General features: G+C 42.0%; 17 protein-coding genes, 1 tRNA gene and 1 pseudogene. 8 read left to right on the top strand and 11 right to left on the bottom strand.

What is annotated here, in order from left to right:
* Positions 1-74: 74 nt before the first annotated feature.
* Positions 75-3305 (bottom strand): carbamoyl-phosphate synthase large subunit, encoded by a 3231-nt coding sequence (gene carB, locus I6L24_RS14840; RefSeq protein WP_005265872.1) that lies wholly within the window; start codon positions 3303-3305, stop codon positions 75-77.
* Positions 3306-3318: 13 nt separating this feature from the next.
* Entirely contained in the window at positions 3319-4458 is a 1140-nt protein-coding gene (carA, locus tag I6L24_RS14835; protein WP_004280574.1) for a glutamine-hydrolyzing carbamoyl-phosphate synthase small subunit, read from the bottom strand.
* 308 nt (positions 4459-4766) lie between these two features.
* Between carA and I6L24_RS14830 the strand changes: the two genes are divergently transcribed.
* Positions 4767-5255, top strand: a complete 489-nt coding sequence (locus I6L24_RS14830) for a hypothetical protein (RefSeq protein ID WP_005265871.1) — start codon at positions 4767-4769, stop codon at positions 5253-5255.
* 102 nt (positions 5256-5357) lie between these two features.
* Positions 5358-5578 (top strand): annotated as a pseudogene (locus tag I6L24_RS14825) (hypothetical protein).
* Positions 5579-5726: 148 nt separating this feature from the next.
* Here the strand turns inward: I6L24_RS14825 and I6L24_RS14820 are convergent.
* Complete coding sequence (locus tag I6L24_RS14820; RefSeq protein ID WP_005265866.1) at positions 5727-6266, bottom strand: DOMON-like domain-containing protein; 540 nt, start codon at positions 6264-6266, stop codon at positions 5727-5729.
* Positions 6267-6277: 11 nt separating this feature from the next.
* On the bottom strand, positions 6278-6601 hold the full coding sequence (yhbY, locus tag I6L24_RS14815; RefSeq protein WP_004280569.1) for a ribosome assembly RNA-binding protein YhbY: 324 nt from the start codon (positions 6599-6601) through the stop codon (positions 6278-6280).
* Positions 6602-6796: 195 nt separating this feature from the next.
* Here yhbY and rlmE point away from each other — a divergent pair, with 195 nt between their 5' ends.
* From rlmE to I6L24_RS14790, 5 genes are all read left to right on the top strand, one after another.
* A complete protein-coding gene (gene rlmE / locus I6L24_RS14810; RefSeq protein ID WP_004645756.1) occupies positions 6797-7447 on the top strand; it encodes a 23S rRNA (uridine(2552)-2'-O)-methyltransferase RlmE in 651 nt (216 codons plus the stop codon).
* 132 nt (positions 7448-7579) lie between these two features.
* The gene (ftsH, locus tag I6L24_RS14805) at positions 7580-9469 is read left to right on the top strand and encodes an ATP-dependent zinc metalloprotease FtsH (RefSeq protein WP_004280565.1); all 1890 of its coding nucleotides are present in this window, start codon (positions 7580-7582) and stop codon (positions 9467-9469) included.
* A 105-nt stretch (positions 9470-9574) separates the two neighbouring features.
* Complete coding sequence (locus I6L24_RS14800; protein WP_216986241.1) at positions 9575-10189, top strand: GNAT family N-acetyltransferase; 615 nt, start codon at positions 9575-9577, stop codon at positions 10187-10189.
* A gap of 78 nt (positions 10190-10267) precedes the next feature.
* Entirely contained in the window at positions 10268-11119 is an 852-nt protein-coding gene (gene folP, locus I6L24_RS14795) for a dihydropteroate synthase (protein WP_216986240.1), read from the top strand.
* Between the two features lie 108 nt (positions 11120-11227).
* Complete coding sequence (locus I6L24_RS14790) at positions 11228-11542, top strand: DUF5713 family protein (RefSeq protein WP_005265862.1); 315 nt, start codon at positions 11228-11230, stop codon at positions 11540-11542.
* 30 nt (positions 11543-11572) lie between these two features.
* On the opposite strand, the gene I6L24_RS14785 is transcribed toward I6L24_RS14790, so the two are convergent.
* The 3 genes from I6L24_RS14785 to I6L24_RS14775 all read right to left on the bottom strand — a co-directional run bounded on the left by I6L24_RS14785 (position 11573) and on the right by I6L24_RS14775 (position 13335).
* Positions 11573-12259: a hypothetical protein gene (locus tag I6L24_RS14785; protein WP_005265861.1), complete on the bottom strand. Its 687-nt coding sequence runs from the start codon at positions 12257-12259 to the stop codon at positions 11573-11575.
* 91 nt (positions 12260-12350) lie between these two features.
* Positions 12351-12436 (bottom strand) — tRNA-Leu (locus I6L24_RS14780).
* 170 nt (positions 12437-12606) lie between these two features.
* On the bottom strand, positions 12607-13335 hold the full coding sequence (locus tag I6L24_RS14775; RefSeq protein WP_004645749.1) for a hypothetical protein: 729 nt from the start codon (positions 13333-13335) through the stop codon (positions 12607-12609).
* Between the two features lie 174 nt (positions 13336-13509).
* On the opposite strand from I6L24_RS14775, the gene I6L24_RS14770 reads away from it, so the two are divergent.
* On the top strand, positions 13510-14016 hold the full coding sequence (locus tag I6L24_RS14770; RefSeq protein ID WP_005265860.1) for a hypothetical protein: 507 nt from the start codon (positions 13510-13512) through the stop codon (positions 14014-14016).
* 39 nt (positions 14017-14055) lie between these two features.
* Here the strand turns inward: I6L24_RS14770 and I6L24_RS14765 are convergent, their stop codons facing one another.
* From I6L24_RS14765 to I6L24_RS14750, 4 genes are all read right to left on the bottom strand, one after another.
* The gene (locus I6L24_RS14765; protein ID WP_005265859.1) at positions 14056-14334 is read right to left on the bottom strand and encodes a hypothetical protein; all 279 of its coding nucleotides are present in this window, start codon (positions 14332-14334) and stop codon (positions 14056-14058) included.
* Positions 14335-14378: 44 nt separating this feature from the next.
* Entirely contained in the window at positions 14379-15140 is a 762-nt protein-coding gene (locus I6L24_RS14760) for an IS5-like element ISAba31 family transposase (RefSeq protein WP_216986239.1), read from the bottom strand.
* A gap of 115 nt (positions 15141-15255) precedes the next feature.
* On the bottom strand, positions 15256-16578 hold the full coding sequence (gene paeA / locus I6L24_RS14755; RefSeq protein WP_004280552.1) for a polyamine export protein PaeA: 1323 nt from the start codon (positions 16576-16578) through the stop codon (positions 15256-15258).
* A 127-nt stretch (positions 16579-16705) separates the two neighbouring features.
* Positions 16706-17695, bottom strand: coding sequence for a LysR family transcriptional regulator (locus I6L24_RS14750; RefSeq protein ID WP_005103940.1), 990 nt, complete (start codon positions 17693-17695; stop codon positions 16706-16708).
* Positions 17696-17910 lie beyond the last annotated feature (215 nt).

Below are 17910 nucleotides of genomic sequence, written 5' to 3'. Positions count from 1 at the left end.
AGTTGAAAGATATAAAATCTATAAATAAAAAAAAGCCCGCCACCAAGAAGGTAGCGGGACTTCTTGGAAGCGAATTAACCTTTAGTTAGGTCTTGCAAACGATATACATCCATTGGCAATTTAATTGCTAAAGCTTGGCATACTGCATCCGCACCATTCAATGTAGTTGTGTTATACACTTTACCTTGAAGTGCTGAACGACGGATCGAGAATGAGTCTTCTTGTGCCTTTTTGCCTTCAGTCGTGTTAATCACAAGGTGGATTTCGCCGTTTTTAATACGGTCCACAATGTTAGGACGACCTTCAGTTACTTTATTGACACGTTCACATTCAAGACCAGCATCGCTAATCACTTTAAATGTACCATCAGTTGCAAGAATCTTGAAGCCTAGGTCAATCAATTGTTTTGCGATACCCGCCGCACGTGGTTTATCTGAGTCACGTACAGAGATAAATGCGTGTTTTACTTCGCCTTCAGTTGGAAGACCTGGTAAACGCTCGTTTGCACCTAAAACAGCTTTATAGAACGCTTCACCAAATGTTTTACCAACGCCCATCACTTCGCCAGTCGATTTCATCTCAGGGCCAAGGATTGGGTCAACACCAGGGAATTTGTTGAACGGGAACACGGCTTCTTTGACAGAGAAGTGCTCAGGAATAATCTCTGATGTAAAGCCTTGAGACTCAAGAGATTGACCCGCCATACAACGTGCAGCAACTTTCGCTAAAGATTCACCGATACACTTAGAAACGAATGGCACAGTACGAGACGCACGTGGGTTCACTTCCAGAATGTAAACGTCTTCACCTTTAACCGCAAACTGAACGTTCATCAAACCGATCACGCCAAGCTCTTTTGCCATAGCCACGGTTTGACGACGCATTTCGTCCTGAATCTCTTTAGATAGAGAGTAAGGAGGAATCGAACATGCCGAGTCACCTGAGTGAATACCCGCTTGTTCAATGTGCTGCATGATGCCGCCAATCACAACGTCTTTACCGTCAGATACGCAGTCCACGTCAACTTCGATCGCATCATCTAAGAAACGGTCAAGAAGAACAGGCGCTTCGTTAGATGCTTGAACCGCATCACGTAAGTAGCGTTTGAGTTCTTCGTCGTTGTACACGATTTCCATCGCACGACCACCAAGGACGTAAGAAGGACGTACTACAAGCGGGTAGCCGACTTTAGATGCTTCAGCCATACCTTCTTCAGCAGATTTTACAATGCTGTTGTTCGGTTGACGAAGTTGCAGACGTTGAATCATTTGCTGGAAACGTTCACGGTCTTCTGCACGGTCAATCGCATCAGGTGATGTACCGATAATTGGCGCACCGGCTTCTTCTAGAGCACGAGCCAATTTCAAAGGTGTTTGACCACCGTACTGAACGATAATGCCTTTCGGCTTCTCGATACGTACGATTTCAAGCACGTCTTCAAGTGTGATCGGTTCAAAGTACAAACGATCTGAAGTATCGTAATCCGTAGAAACAGTTTCAGGGTTACAGTTCACCATGATGGTTTCGTAACCATCTTCACGCATAGCAAGCGCTGCGTGTACACAGCAGTAATCGAACTCGATCCCTTGGCCAATACGGTTAGGGCCACCGCCGATCACCATGATCTTGTCTTTTGCAGACGGATTGGCTTCACACTCTTCATCGTAAGTTGAGTACATGTAGGCTGTATCAGATTCGAATTCTGCAGCACATGTATCGACACGTTTGTAAACTGGAGTTACGCCCAGGTTCCAACGGTGTTTACGGAATTGTTTTTGTGAAATGCCCATCAAGTCCGCAATGCGAAGATCTGATAAACCTTTACGTTTGAATGCACGGATGTTGTCTGCGTTCAAGTCGCCAAAACCTAAAGTTTTGATTTGGTTTTCAGTTTTGATGATGTCTTCGATTTGAATCAAGAACCAGCGGTCAATGTTCGTTGCAGCGAATACTTCGTCTAAAGTAAAGCCGTGACGGAATGCGTCGCCCACGTACCAAATACGCTCAGGACCTGGAACTTTAAGCTCTTGCAAGATTTTGTCGCGCGCGCCTTCAGCACCCACTTCAATTTTTTCGTCAAAACCAGAAGCGCCAACTTCAAGACCACGAAGGGCTTTTTGTACAGATTCCTGGAAGTTACGACCAATCGCCATCACTTCACCGACAGATTTCATCTGAGTTGTAAGCGTTGCGTCAGCTTGTGGGAATTTCTCGAAGTTGAAACGAGGAATCTTAGTAACAACGTAGTCGATTGCAGGTTCGAACGATGCAGGCGTTGTACCGCCAGTGATGTCGTTTTTCAACTCATCAAGCGTATAACCCACAGCCAATTTCGCTGCGATTTTTGCAATTGGGAAACCAGTTGCTTTAGAGGCAAGGGCAGATGAACGTGATACACGTGGGTTCATCTCGATCACCACCATACGGCCAGTATTTGGGCAAATACCGAACTGTACGTTAGAACCACCTGTTTCTACGCCAATTTCACGGAGAACCGCTAAAGATGCATTACGTAAAAGCTGGAATTCTTTGTCTGTCAATGTTTGCGCAGGGGCAACAGTGATTGAGTCACCTGTATGCACGCCCATTGGGTCAAAGTTTTCAATGGTACATACGATGATACAGTTGTCGTTTTTGTCACGAACAACTTCCATCTCGTACTCTTTCCAACCAATTAAAGATTCATCGATCAATAATTGTTTAGTCGGAGAAAGATCGAAACCGCGTTCACAAATTTCGATGAATTCTTCTTTGTTGTACGCGATACCGCCACCTGAACCACCCATCGTGAATGATGGACGGATAATCACTGGGAAGCCGAAACGTGCTTGAATTTCTAAAGCATGTTCCATTGACTCAGCAACGTCAGCTTTTGGACATTCAAGACCAATTTTACGCATTGCCTGGTCGAACAGTTTGCGGTCTTCAGCTTTTTCAATCGCTTCTTTGGTCGCACCGATCAATTCAACATTGAATTTTTCTAAAATGCCGTGCTCATCAAGGGCAAGGGCACAGTTCAATGCAGTTTGACCACCCATGGTTGGAAGAACAGCATCTGGGCGCTCTTTCTCAATGATCGCTGCAACAGTTTGCCAAGTAATTGGCTCAATATACGTTGCATCCGCCATGGTTGGGTCGGTCATGATGGTCGCTGGGTTTGAGTTGACCAAAATAACGCGATAGCCTTCTTCACGAAGGGCTTTACATGCTTGAGCACCTGAGTAGTCAAACTCACATGCTTGACCGATGACAATCGGACCAGCACCAATAATCAAGATGCTTTTAATGTCAGTACGTTTAGCCATGATGCTTCCTTAATTACTTCTTAGATGCTTCGATAAGTTCGATGAAATGATCGAACAATGGTGCGCAGTCATGTGGACCCGGGCTTGCTTCAGGGTGACCCTGGAAGCTGAACGCAGGTTTGTCTGTACGATGGATACCTTGGTTGGTGCCATCAAACAGTGAGCGATGCGTTACACGCAACACATCAGGCAGATTGCTTTCATCGACTGCGAAGCCATGGTTTTGAGAAGTAATCATCACTGTACCGTTATCAAGATTTTGTACAGGATGGTTCGCACCGTGGTGGCCGTGAGGCATTTTTAAGGTTTTAGCACCACTTGCAAGCGCAAGAATCTGGTGACCCAGGCAGATACCAAATACTGGAATTTCAGTGGTTTCTACAATTGTTTTTACAGCTTCAATTGCGTAGTCACATGCAGCCGGATCACCAGGACCGTTCGAAAGGAACACGCCATCCGGATTCAGTGCAAGTACATCAGCAGCAGGAGTTTGCGCCGGCACAACAGTCAGTTTACAACCGCGGTCTGCGAGCATACGTAAGATGTTGGTTTTGACACCGTAATCGTATGCAACAACATGGAATTTAGCTTCTGGTTGAGAGAAACCTTTGCCTAATGTCCAAGAGCCTTCAGTCCATTCAAAACCTTCAGGGTCGCAACATTCTTTTGCCAGGTCTAAACCGTTTAAACCACCAAATGCACGTGCTTTTTCAAGCGCTTCAGCTTCAGTGATATTTTCGCCAGCAAGGATACAGCCATTTTGCGCACCTTTGTCACGTAAGATACGTGTCAATTTACGCGTGTCGATATCCGCAATTGCCACAACATTGTGTTGTACCAAATATTCAGCTAATGATTGGGTTGAACGGAAGTTACTGTGCAGTAAAGGCAGGTCACGAATGATCAATCCGTTAGCCCAAACCTTATGAATACGACCTGATTCAGCGTCTTCTTCATTGCAGCCTGTGTTACCGATATGTGGGTAAGTCAGTGTCACAAGTTGCTGTGCATAACTCGGGTCAGTCAAAATTTCTTGATAGCCAGTCATGGCAGTGTTGAAAACGACTTCACCAGTCGTACTACCCGATGCGCCAATCGAAGTACCTTTAAAGATAGTTCCGTCGGCAAGGGCTAAAATTGCTGGGGTGCTCAAACCAAAGCTCCTGAAATTTAGGCTGTAAAAAAGCGAGAAGACGAAAAAAAAGGAAGGCTATTTTTTAAACCTACCCTCCTATGTCTGCTCGCTTGAACTTAACACGGCATTATACGCAGAATGACCCCTAAAGTCCAACGGCTTTGCAGCGAAAGTATGAGATAAATGGCTTGCTTTTTGCATGGAAGTCTGTTTTGTAAGCAATGTGAAAAAATGTAAGCAATTAATAATTGTCAGACAAATCAAATCTTAATTTTTATCAAATCTACTAATATAGCTTAGTCGATATAACAATAGGAACAAGACAAATGGCTACAGCACCTAAATCTACTACATCTAAAAAAATCACTCCGAGCGTGGTCACTGAAACTGCCGAGAAGCTTGAAAAAGTAGCAGTCGAGGCTAAAGATCAGGCAATTGGAACCATCGAGGAAAGTAAGGAAAAGCTTGAAGTTGAAGCCAAGCAGTTAAGCGACACTGTGCAGGAACAATTGCGTCAATTTAAGCAGGAGGTGTTACAGCGTATTGATACTTTGAAGGAGCAGATTTTCGATTCGCAGAAAGAATTAACTGAACTGAAAAGCTTTATCAAGACAGAATTCAACGCTGTCTTCGAAGACTTATCTAATCTGGGTAAAGAGTTGAAAGAGGATGTCAGTCAGATTTCGACCAAGCATAAGGAACATCTGACCGATACTTTTAAACGTTCTAAGGACAGTACCATTGAAGTACTGAAAAAAGTCAAACCCGTGGTGAAAACAGAGAGCTCGGACAAAAGTCCTGAGCTGAAAAGTTAGGCTGCGCTGAAAGGCCGCTATTTAAAAAGGAGAACAATCAAATGTTCTCCTTTGTCTTTATGCAGCAAAACGGACTCACAATAACAATTAAAGGGGGTCACGATGCAACAGCATTTTGTAGGTGTACTTATTTTACTGATATTGATCATGCTACTGAATCTGGAAAGCGGATTGGGCGCATACTTTATCTAGGTGTAATCGTATTATGTTTGGGAGTGCTGGGACTGGTGTTTGGGACCATTCTTCTGATGATCATTACTTTTGCTTTTATTCTTTATGCTGCTGTGAAATCTATTCAGGAGCAGCATCATCTACATCATTAAAATATGAACGTTGAAAACAATAAAAAATCTAAAATAATTATACAGAGGATCAATCATTGTTGAGCAATAAACAAAAACGTGAGACTTTAAGTCTCACGTTTTATTCGCCTGTTACACTTTAAATAGCTGATGCACAGCGTCAATCTATTTAAAATACATGCAACCAGTCACGTTTATTATGAAAATCTGCCTGAGGACTACTATGCTGCATGGCATAGTATTGATCACCTTGTGAGGTTTTTAAAACAGCAGATAAACCCAGGAACAAGTTTTCCCATTTCAGTTTATGTGTTGCCATAAAATCAGTCAGATCTACACTGACATTAAGACCATAATGCGTACGTTTGAGCTGATTCAGCTCAATATCATCCGCAGCTTGCGGTGGCATATCTTCAGGATAACGGTATTCTTCAAATTGATAAGCCTGCCAGGCCTGAGAAGGGGAAAGATTAATCTCACGATAAAAATCTTCGCCCTGAACCCCAATAAAAATTTCAAAGCAGGTCTGTTCCCACAGGAAATCCTGACGGGGATGTGCCGTCACCATGTCGGGCCACAAGATGTACTGATTGGGATCACGGATCCAGAAGCCCACATTTAAATTGCATGGGCTTTGCTGTTCAATGGCGGCAACCAGAGAGATGGCCTGAAAACGGCGATCAAATGCGCTAAGTTCGTAACTTGCCATAAGTCCTGTACTTAGTTAGACAGATGAGCGAAACGGACAAGGTTGGACAATTTTTGGTTTTGTTTCGCAGCTTTCTTGTAAAGCAGCGCAATTTTACCAATAGTTTGAACTACTTCGGCACCAGTCGCTTCTGAAATTTCAGCAATCAATGCTGCACGCGCTTCACGATCTTCAGCTACGATTTTTACTTTAATCAGTTCGTGATCGTTTAAAGCACGCGCTAATTCTTCGATGACATTTTCAGTCAGGCCTTTGTCACCCAGCATAACGACCGGGTTTAAAGCATGTCCGATTTGACGTAAACGCTTACGTTCCTGAATAGATAAAGACGCCATGAGAGATAACCTGAATTTTAAAACGGCTTAGTATAGCAAAAGCAAAAAACAAACGCTTTAAATTATCAGGAAATAATCATTTCCAATATCTCTTCATAACGAGCAAAACTCCTAGATTTAGATACACATGTATACTGCAAAATATGTCTTTTTCACGTACAATTAATAATTAGACGTTTTTTTATTTAGAGAGTTATGGCTACACGCATTACCAACCAAAAGTTATCTAAAAGTAGTCGTGATTGGATGAGAGAGCATTTAGACGATCCTTATGTGAAAAAGGCACAAAAGGACGGCTATCGTGCGCGTGCAGCATATAAGCTCTTAGAAATGCAAGAAAAGTACAAGATCATCAAACCCGGCATGACCGTGGTCGACTTAGGTGCAGCTCCCGGGAGTTGGTCACAAATCGCCGGTAAGTTGGTCGGCGACAAAGGTTTATTAATTGCATCTGACATTTTACCAATGGATGCATTACCTGATGTGACTTTCTTGCAAGGTGACTTTCGCGAAGAAGAAGTCTTCCAGCAATTGTTAGAAATTTTAGATGGTCGTACTGTAGACGTTGTAATTTCAGATATGGCCCCCAATACATCAGGTAATAAGGCTGTAGATCAACCGCGTCAGATTTACTTGTGTGAACTTGCACTGGATTTTGCCAACAAGGTGCTAGGCCCTAAAGGTCAATTTGTGGTAAAAGTTTTCCAAGGTTCAGGTTTTGACGAATTCCGTAAGCAAGTGGTTGATAGTTTTGATGTTCTGAAAACATCTAAACCTTTGGCATCACGTGCTCGCTCCAAGGAAGTTTTCCTGATCGGGCAGGGACGTAAGAAGGCTTTAAAATAAGTCTACTTGCCAAGTCGTTAAAAATTGTGCATTTTGTACGTTTTCAGATAATTGTAAGTTGATTTACAGCTTAAGTATTAAGGTCACCCTGAACAGGGCATGATCAAATTAGATTGGAATGGGAATAAAGCTTTGAGCGATCTTTTTAAGAATGCCGTATTGTGGCTCGTGATACTGGGTGTGCTGGTGTTAATCTTCAGCAACGTCAGTGACCGCAATCAACCGACTACAATGAACTACTCAGAGTTTGTTGCCGCGGTCAATGCTGGCCAAATTAAACAAGTTGTGATTGACGGCGAAAGAATCCGTGGCGAAAAATCGAACGGTTCAGAGTTTGAAAGTATCCGTCCGGCAGTTCAGGATCCTGAACTGATGCCAAGCCTGATTAAAAATAATGTTGTGGTTGAAGGTGAAGCACCACAACGTCAAGGCTTGCTCATGCAGTTGCTTATTGCAAGTTTCCCTGTACTTTTAATCATTTTGTTATTCATGTTCTTTATGCGCAACATGGGTGGCGGTGCAGGTGGTAAAAACGGCCCAATGAGTTTTGGTAAATCTAAAGCCAAAATGCTGTCTGAAGATCAGATTAAAGTCACTTTCACTGATGTTGCTGGTTGTGACGAAGCCAAGCAAGAAGTCGTTGAAATCGTAGATTTCCTGAAAGATCCAACCAAATTTAAACGTCTGGGTGCGAGTATTCCACGCGGTGTGTTAATGGTCGGTCCTCCAGGTACGGGTAAAACCCTACTTGCCAAAGCCATTGCCGGTGAAGCGAAAGTTCCATTCTTTAGTATTTCAGGTTCTGACTTCGTTGAGATGTTTGTCGGTGTCGGTGCATCCCGTGTTCGTGACATGTTCGAACAGGCGAAACGTCATGCGCCATGTATCATCTTTATTGATGAGATTGATGCAGTCGGTCGTCATCGTGGTTCAGGTACTGGTGGTGGTCACGATGAACGTGAACAGACACTGAACCAGATGCTGGTTGAAATGGACGGCTTTGAGGGCAATGAAGGCATTATCGTGATTGCTGCAACCAACCGTGCAGATGTACTGGATAAAGCACTTCTTCGTCCAGGCCGTTTTGACCGTCAAGTTGTGGTTGGTTTGCCAGACATTAAAGGTCGTGAACAAATCCTGAATGTACATTTGAAAAAATTGCCTTCAGTGACAGGTGTGGATGTTAAAGTTCTTGCACGTGGTACACCGGGCTTCTCGGGTGCGCAATTAGCAAACCTGGTGAATGAAGCTGCTTTATTTGCTGCACGCCGTAACAAAAACACCGTCGATATGCATGACTTTGAAGATGCAAAAGACAAGCTGTATATGGGTCCTGAGCGTAAATCGATGGTACTTCGTGATGAAGAGCGTCGTGCGACGGCTTATCATGAAGCAGGGCATGCGATTGTTGCTGAAAGCTTGCCAGGTACAGATCCTGTGCATAAGGTGACAATCATGCCACGTGGCTGGGCTTTAGGTGTTACCTGGCAGCTGCCTGAATTTGACCAGACCAGCCATTACAAAGACAAAATGTTGAATGAACTTTCGATTTTGTTTGGTGGCCGTATTGCTGAAGAAGTCTTCATTAACCAGATGTCGACCGGCGCTTCAAATGACTTCGAACGTGCAACCAAAATGGCACGTGCGATGGTGACCAAATATGGTATGTCGGACAAACTCGGTGTCATGGTCTATGAAGAAGATGCACAGCAATCTTTCATGGGCAGTATTGGTAGCCGCAGTATTTCGGAAACCACACAACTAGAAGTCGATCGTGAAATTCGTCGAATTCTAGATGAGCAATATAAAATCGCACGCGATATCTTGGAAAGCAAAAAAGATATTGCCCATGCGATGGTGAAAGCCTTGATGGAATGGGAAACCATTGATCGTGATCAAATCCGTGACATCATGGAAGGTCGTGAGCCTCAGCCACCAAAAGTCTATGTTGCAGATAATCCTGTGATTGATGTAACGCCAGATGATGGTCCGTTGACTCCTCCGCCATTGCCAGCGAACTAAGCTCAATAAAAAAACCACCTTCGGGTGGTTTTTTATGCTTGTCATTTTTGTCATATCTTTTTGAGTGTTATATTGAGCGATTAAAAATGAATAAGAAAAACAAAAATGAATATGCCTGTTCTGGAATCCAGTGTTTACCAGCTTCGTCTTGAACCGTTGAGCTGGGAACATTTTTCTGATTTAGTGGTTGCATGCGCTGAAGAAAATTTATGTAAGATTTTATATAATTCGGTGCCTTATCTGCATAACTTAAAAAAATATTTTTCTCAAGCTTTCGAACAACAGGCTCAAGGTGAAAGAATGGTTTTTGCCGTAATTGATTTAAACTCCGGCCAAGCAATTGGAACCACCAGTTATCATGATATTAAAGCGGAAATTCCACGTTTTGAAATTGGTTATACCTGGTATGCCAAGCGCTATCACAGAGCTTATGTAAATCGCGTTTGTAAATATCTTTTGTTAAGACATGCTTTTGAAAATTTAAATGCTCAGGTGGTCGGCTTTCGAACTGATCATTTGAATCTTCCCAGCCAAAAAGCGATTGAGGCATTTGGTGCCAAACGAGATGACATTATCAGGTGTCATATGCTACGTAAAGATGGACAGACTATTCGAGATAGCTATATCTATAGTATTTTAGAAAGTGAATGGGCATATACGAAAGTATTATTACAATCTAAACTGATGAAATATTCCCGAAACAATTACTTCGAAATCTAGGTCCTAGTCTTATTCAGTTTTGCTTTATTCGGCGATCCATAAGACAATATCGGGGTTATTTTGAGTGAGTATTGAATCATGCAGCTGATGCCTTTGTTACCACATGTATGGACATTTGGTGATTTAAAATTGGACTTATCCCAGCCGCATGTGATGGGGATTCTTAATGTCACCCCAGACTCTTTTAGTGATGGTGGTCGGCATAATCAAAAAGAAGATGCAGTCGCCCGCGCACTGGAAATGATGGCCGAAGGAGCAACCGTAATAGATATTGGCGGTGAATCGACCCGTCCAGGTGCCGCAGTGGTAGAAGTGGAAGAAGAAATTCGCCGCGTAGTGCCTGTGGTGGAAGAACTGGCTAAACATAAGGTCATTCTCTCGATTGATACGTCGCAACCTGAAGTCATACGCGCAGCGGTAGAGGCGGGAGCGCATATCTGGAATGATGTCCGTGCTTTGACTCGACCAAATGCATTGCAGACTGCAGCAGAGCTGAATATTCCGGTCATCATCATGCATATGCGCGGTGAACCAATCACCATGAACAATCTGGATCAATATGAGGACGTCACTGCTGATGTGATTCGCGAGTTATCCCAACGTGTTCAGGATGCCTTGGATGTTGGAGTAAAAGCAAAAAATATCATGATTGATCCGGGTTTTGGTTTCGCCAAAAATGCCCAGCAAAATTTAAAGCTATTGAACGAATTTTATAAACTGACCGAAATGGGCTATCCGATTCTGTCTGCTTTATCTCGTAAACGCTTTATCGGGACAGTTCTAGATGGTGCAGAGCCGCAAGAGCGTGCAGTGGGTTCGGCAACAGCGCATTTACTGAGCATTCAGCAGGGTGCATGTATGGTACGGGCACATGATGTTAAGGCTACAGCCGATGCGATTAAAATCTGGCAGGCTATGCAAATGGCTTAGAAAGCGAGGCTGGGAAATCCCTACATTGGCAATGTTGTTTGGCTTTTGAGCAACAATATGCTATATAGGCACGCTTAGATTAGATAGTCATCCTTTAGAGTGCCTGTAATGTTTGCAGATTTACTTCTCCCCATGTTCGATGATGAATATTATCCCGATATTCTGGTTGCTGAAATCAAGCAGCACATCGAACGTTTTGCCCAAAAAGTTGCTAAATCAGGTTTGTCAGATCAAGAAATTTATCAGCTTGCCAATCTGACTGTGGCTGATATTAATGTCATGAAACCTCAGTTTGAAGATCTGGATTCATCTCTGGATGATAGTGCTGCAGATTATATTGCCGAAGCCATGATGATGGTGGTGCAAGAACAAGGTCTGTTCGATATTGAAATGGAAGAGCTAATTACCAATCGTGAATGGTGATTTAAGAAAACCCTGCAGATGCAGGGTTTTTTATTGTCTATTGAAATAATCTTTAAAGTTATTAAAGCGAATCGAGCCTAGTAATTGTTGCTCTTCATTCATGCATTGCTGATACAGATTCTGGTAATAAGCCTGCAGATCTGACTGACCTTGAATCTGTTGCGGTGTTTTTGATCTGGATTGTTGATAAGCCCAAAAAGCCAGTTGCCGGAGTTTCTGCAACCTGATCTGATCAATTGCGCTACAGGAACTTTTAAATAAAGGTTCCAGGATGACCACCCCAAAGGAGGAAATCGCTAAAAAGATCATGCTGATAATGATCAGCACATCCGAATGAATCAGATAAAGGTTAAGCAGCAAACATAGAAAAATTGGAATTTGCAGATAGAGACAGTTTTGCAAACGCTGACTATAGGCTTTGGAACTAAATTGTGCCTGATATTGCGCATACCAGATATAGGGATACAGTAGTGCCATCAACACAATTAAGGTGACATTAAAGGCGATCGTGGCGTTTTTAAAAAAATAATATTCCAGAAATACGGAGCTGATACTACAGGCTACACAGACCAGAAGGGACAGTAAATTAATCGCGATAACAAACTGGATATTTTGCAGGGCATTAAATTTAAAGCGGCTATAACGCAGCTTCAGGAAAAAAGCGTCTGGATGACGTAATTGTAATGTAGCGAGATCGAAGTGTTTTAATTCTGACATGGGGATTTCGCGTTAAAAGAATAAAATGCAGGCACAAAAAAACCAGCCTAATGCTGGATTTTTTATTGCACCATTTTAATAAAGATTAAAATGGTGCCCGAGGCCAGACTCGAACTGGCACGCTTTGTGGGCGGGGGATTTTAAATCCCCTGTGTCTACCGATTTCACCACTCGGGCATGTGCGCAATAATAGAGGACGAAATAAAGCTTGGCAAGCAAATTCCGAAATGATTGCTTTCTTTTCAAGCAATTCCGTGGCTTCTATTCTAAAAATCAGCAAATCAACGTTTTTTAAAATTCAATATTTGCAGATCTTTAAGATGGCCAATGAAAAAGGATAGAGAGAACTATGAATTTTCATCCAGATAGCTGTCGACATCTAGATGCTTGATCGTTTTACAATATTGATGCTCATATTTCAGCAGCCGCGTATATAACCCGGCATAGTGATTTAATTGCTGTTTTAGTTCGGCATACCGAGGATCATGGCTTGAATAAAAACGTAATTTTAGTCGGATCAGGCAGGTTTGTTTATAAGCCCAAAAACAGATTTTACGTAATTGTTGTAGCTGATAGTGCTCAGTATTTTTACTATTTTCCTTGAATAAATTTTCTCGATAAAAGCGCACAAAACCAAAGCTCACGCCAAAGAAGAATAAGCTCCACATCAGCAAACTGCTTTGTATAAAGACCAGATTTAAGGCTTGCATCAGAATCACAATAGCCATCTTGATCGGGGTATGCCGTAATAATTGATACAGCGAATAAGAAGAATGCTGAATCTGGTACAGAATCAAGGTGAGACTCAACATCAGGAACAGTAGAATGGCCAACATGGCATAACTCTGCGCCTGAAATTCGCTGATTTGCACAAAAGATTGCTGTACGAAATCTCCTAACATCAAACTGATGGGAACAAAAATCATGGCGGCCAAGGCCCAAGGAATTAAAAGCTTGGCTTTACCCCAGATTCCACGGATTTTAATCTGACTGTAAAACAGGTAATTTCCTTTAAATGCAGTCGGATATTGGCGCTTAAGTTGCTGTAGCAACAAAGTCACTTGCGTAGTGGGCATCATCCAGAGATTAATTTAATATATAGATGAAGCACTATAGTCGATTTTGCGCAAAATCGCAGAAGAAATGCAGTTTCAGAACGTAGCACTGTTTTAATCATGAAGATTTTAGTTTTTTAGCGACGAATTATGCGAAAATAGCCGATTCAAGATTTATTTTTTTAAGGACAGTTTATGACTGATCAATCTCCTCAGGCGTTAAGCGACATCGAAATTTTAGACATCCTGCAAAGTATGAAAAAGGATGAGCTAAATACTGAGGCGCAAGCAGCAATTCGTCAGGGTGGTAAAGCTGGTCGTCAGGAAGCGCATAAAGCAGCCTTAGTAGCATTGAATCAGTCATTTGAAGACAAGTTTGTCGAAGCGGTATCTTTGGCTTTGGGGCTGAATGCAGCACAAATCAAAAAAATCCGTTATAAAAAAGACCGAATCCGTATTTTAAAAGCGCGCGGTATCGATTATATGGCGATTGATGGTGCTGAAACTGCACAGGTACTGTCACAAATTGCCCAAGCAATTGTGCGTGAAGATGCCATTGTCACCCATGACCTGCACAATATTTTTCCGTTCTGGAAAGAGGGCTGGCCAATGGTGCAATTCGATAATGCTTATAAAATTTTAGAAGATGATATCCAGATTCACTATCAAGCCGTTCTTGAGGCTTTATTAGCGAAAGTCTAAATTATAAATAGTTTTAAAAAGCACCTTGGGGTGCTTTTTTTAATCGCGATACATCAGTGCAATCAGCCAGCTGATGGGCAAAATAAATAAACGCCACCAGATGATCAAGGGCCAATAAAAATACTCTCCAAACCTCAAGGTCGAGTCGAAACCTTGACGACGACGTTCATGCGAGGAGGGAATAATGAAAACCGTTAAAACCATCAGAATGATGGCTGCCAGTAAAAGCAGGAGATTCTGCTGTTTGGCAAAAAAGAAGTAAAATAAATACAGGGCTGAATAAAAAAACAGACATGCCAATAATGCAGAAATATTCATCACTCACCTTATGATTTTTTTATTAGAATAGGGTCTGTTGACATTTACTGTTCATAATTAACCCTAGGTAGCCATAAAAATATACAGGCTAAAGCAACAGAACTTTGATAATTTCTTTTGAGCTTGTCATATCGAGTAGCTATTCCTCTAAATTGCTTTAATCTACAAAACATATTTTCAACTAAATTCCTGATTTTATATAAATACCAGTCCATATGATCATTGTTCGATTGGCTATTTGTTTTCTTTGGTATATTCGCTTTAGTCCCTGTTTTCCTGATCTGTTCACGCAGTGGTTCTGAATCATAGCCTTTATCTGCACATACCACTTTTGTCTCTTTTAAATCTAATGTTGATATTAAATCAGGTGCAACTTTAACATCATGTGTGGTTCCATCGGTAATCATGAAATCAATAGGATTGCCATGTGCATCAATAATCAAATGTATTTTTGAGGAGTTTCCTCCTACACTTTTAGAAATAGATTGATTCGCTATACCGGCAGAATGTTGATGAGCACGTACATGAGAGCCATCAATAAAAATCCACTCCATATCGGGGCATGAGGCTAGTAATTTGAATAATCTAAGTAACTTACCGCTGCTTGACCAACGATTAAAACGTTTGAAAATAGAGTTGGAATGACCAAAACAAGAAGGAATATCTCGCCACGGACAGCCTGTTCTAATTCTATAGAGAATAGCTTCAATAAAATTGCGTAAATTTGAGTTGTGGTGAATGGATAAATTACGCAGAATAACTTTCAACTTTTGCCAGTGTTGATCTGTCAGCATGGTACGAGGCATAGCGAATAGTAAAATTGGGTTTGGCGATTTGATTTTACTACTTCGCTATTTTTTTAAGCTAAAAGTGTCAACACACCCTAATTTTTTGAATAGAGGGCTAAAAAGAAGAACCAGATTAATCTGATTCTTCTTGAATAACTGAATTGGTTTCGATTAGGCGGGTCACCAGTAACTGGTCAATTTTAAAGTGATCGACGTCCACCACTTCAAACTTATAAGCACCAAATATCACTGCATCTGCAGGACGTGGAATCTTGCGTAATTTATACATCATGAAGCCAGCGATGGTTTCATAGTTTTCATCATCAGGCATCTCATCAATTTCAAGCGCATGCTTGATGTCTTCAATCGGTGTACTGCCTTCAATCAACCAGGAATTATTATCTCGTTTAATAATTTGCTGATCGGCTTCAATAGGCGTCACCCAGTCACCCATCACGGTAATCATAATATCGGAAAGGGTAATCACCCCAACGACCAGCGCATATTCATTAATGACAACGGCAAACTTTTCCTTGGTAGAGCGGAAACGATCCAGAACTTCCGATAAGGTCAAAGTATCCGGAATGGTCAACACATTACGGATGGTATTTTCATTGAGCTGCAGCAGCGACTGGTTATTCAAAATACGCACCAGAATATCTTTGGCATCGACATAGCCAATCACACTGTCGATGTCATTACTACACACCAGAAACTTGGAATAGGGATATTCCGCCAGCTTTTGCCGAATACTTTCTTCCGGTTCATTCAAGGTGAAAAACACCACATTTTCACGTGTGGTCATACTCGAAGGCACGTTACGCTCTTCAAGCTCGAATACATTTTCAATGAAATGATGTTCCTGTTTTTGTAGTACACCGGCCTGTGCACCTGCATCCATCACTGCGGAAATATCATCAAAAGTAATATTGTCATCCCGGATGGTATTCACTTTAAACAGACGGAACAGCATATTGGCAATCGCGTTAATGAACCATGCCAAAGGTTTACAGACTTTAATGAAAATCTGAATTGGCTCGATGACTGAGACTGCGATCTTTTCTGGCGCAATCATGGCCAGACGTTTCGGCATCAGGTCCGCAAATAAAATAAATAATGAAGTGACGACAGTAAAGGAGAGCGCAAAGCTAATATTGTCAGCCCAAGGTCCTTGGTAAAAGCGGGAAACAAAATTATAAATATAAGGGCGGAAGGCACCTTCACCTAAAATACCGCCGAGAATGGCAACTGCATTTAAACCAATTTGAGAGGCTGCAAAGAAGTCCGCAGAATTTTCTTGTAGATCTAAAACTTTTTGAGCGCGATGATCACCCGACTCAGCCAGAATTTTGAGTTTGACTTTACGGGCACCAGCGAGGGCGATTTCAGTTAAAGATAAAAAACCGGCCCCCGTGATGAGTATTAAGATAATCACGATATTTTGTAAGAGGCTCACAAATCCACCTGTGGATGAATAGTATCTTGGGATATTTTTAACACAAAAAAAGACTTGAGGTGTAACAACGACATCTCAAGTCTTCAAAGTATAATCTTAAAAAATAAGAATTTAGAAGATTTTGAGTTTAATAATGTGAAAATTGAGAATTATTGCTCAGGAATTCACGGTTTTCTTCTTCAATCATCTGGCGTGCAACATATAAAATCAGCTGACGTAACCAGCGATGTGCCGGATGATGATGCAATAAAGGGCACCATGCCATTTTTAATTCAAATTCTGGGATATAAAACGGCGGATCTTTTAGAATTAAATTGTGATTCTTGGCTTGCAGACGTGCAATACGTGAAGGCAGTGTTGCTACTAGATCAACATTGGAAGCCAATAATCCCGGCATTTGGTAATGACGGGTAAATACCGAAATTTTACGTTTCTGGCCAATACGTTCCAAAGCCTGATCAATCCAGCCTAAACCGGCTTGTTTTTCAGGATTTACCCCGAAACCAACCCCCATACCGGTTTTAGACACCCAGATATGCTGTGCATCCAGGTAACTTTTAAGGTTTAAGTTGCTTGCGGCAGGATGCTTGTTATTTAAAAGACAAGAAAAGCTGTCACGCCAGACCAGAACCTGATGAAAACTTTGCGGAATCTCATTAAAGCGGTTAATTGCCAGATCGACCTTGCCTTGTTCCATGTCACGATACGACACGTCACTTGGCGTCAGAAAATCTAATACCACATTCGGCGCTTCTGAACGTAGAGCTTTAACCAGACGCGGAACCAGCGTGGCTTCTGCATAATCCGAAGTCATGATCCGGAAGACACGATTTGAGGTATAAGGGCGGAACTCGGTACGTGGTTCCAGAATCATGGACAAGTCAGCCAGGGCATCCCGAATGCGGGGCTGTAATTCTAAAGCACGTTCGGTCGGAGTCATGCCTTCAGAAGAACGGATCAGGAGAGGATCATTAAATAAATTGCGTAATCGGCGTAAAATATTACTCATGGCAGGCTGGGTAACACCCAATTGTTCTGCTGCACGTGTGACATTTTTTTCGCGAAGAAGTACATCAAGATAAATTAATAGATTGAGATCGACCCGCTCCAGATTCATAAAAGAAATACCGAGAATAAATACAAGAAATTATGATGATTATGCCATAATTGCCGGGCCTTGTGTAAAGCGCCGATGAAAAAAAGCCATGTGCTCACTGATAAAGTTTACAGAATTAACACAGGCTTAAGCTCCATTATTCAAAGTGTACATAAGAGAAAAGATGCACGTTAAATGGACCATCATTTAGCCTTTTTATAAATTGGAATGAAAGC

It is taken from the genome of Acinetobacter lwoffii (genome assembly GCF_019048525.1).
GTDB classification, from domain to species: Bacteria; Pseudomonadota; Gammaproteobacteria; order Pseudomonadales; family Moraxellaceae; genus Acinetobacter; species Acinetobacter lwoffii_K.
This window is presented reverse-complemented; position numbering and strand designations above follow the sequence as displayed.

Excerpts from the sequence above, each read along its gene's own strand:
- I6L24_RS14775 (WP_004645749.1), bottom strand. The coding sequence starts at position 13,335 with ATGCCCACTACGCAAGTGACTTTGTTGCTACAGCAACTTAAGCGCCAA.
- rlmE (WP_004645756.1), top strand. The coding sequence starts at position 6,797 with ATGGCTACACGCATTACCAACCAAAAGTTATCTAAAAGTAGTCGTGAT.
- yhbY (WP_004280569.1), bottom strand. The coding sequence starts at position 6,601 with ATGGCGTCTTTATCTATTCAGGAACGTAAGCGTTTACGTCAAATCGGA.
- I6L24_RS14765 (WP_005265859.1), bottom strand. The coding sequence starts at position 14,334 with ATGAATATTTCTGCATTATTGGCATGTCTGTTTTTTTATTCAGCCCTG.
- I6L24_RS14800 (WP_216986241.1), top strand. The coding sequence starts at position 9,575 with ATGAATATGCCTGTTCTGGAATCCAGTGTTTACCAGCTTCGTCTTGAA.
- folP (WP_216986240.1), top strand. The coding sequence starts at position 10,268 with ATGCAGCTGATGCCTTTGTTACCACATGTATGGACATTTGGTGATTTA.
- I6L24_RS14760 (WP_216986239.1), bottom strand. The coding sequence starts at position 15,140 with ATGCCTCGTACCATGCTGACAGATCAACACTGGCAAAAGTTGAAAGTT.
- I6L24_RS14770 (WP_005265860.1), top strand. The coding sequence starts at position 13,510 with ATGACTGATCAATCTCCTCAGGCGTTAAGCGACATCGAAATTTTAGAC.
- I6L24_RS14820 (WP_005265866.1), bottom strand. The coding sequence starts at position 6,266 with ATGGCAAGTTACGAACTTAGCGCATTTGATCGCCGTTTTCAGGCCATC.
- I6L24_RS14785 (WP_005265861.1), bottom strand. The coding sequence starts at position 12,259 with ATGTCAGAATTAAAACACTTCGATCTCGCTACATTACAATTACGTCAT.
- I6L24_RS14830 (WP_005265871.1), top strand. The coding sequence starts at position 4,767 with ATGGCTACAGCACCTAAATCTACTACATCTAAAAAAATCACTCCGAGC.
- carB (WP_005265872.1), bottom strand. The coding sequence starts at position 3,305 with ATGGCTAAACGTACTGACATTAAAAGCATCTTGATTATTGGTGCTGGT.
- I6L24_RS14750 (WP_005103940.1), bottom strand. The coding sequence starts at position 17,695 with ATGAATCTGGAGCGGGTCGATCTCAATCTATTAATTTATCTTGATGTA.
- I6L24_RS14790 (WP_005265862.1), top strand. The coding sequence starts at position 11,228 with ATGTTTGCAGATTTACTTCTCCCCATGTTCGATGATGAATATTATCCC.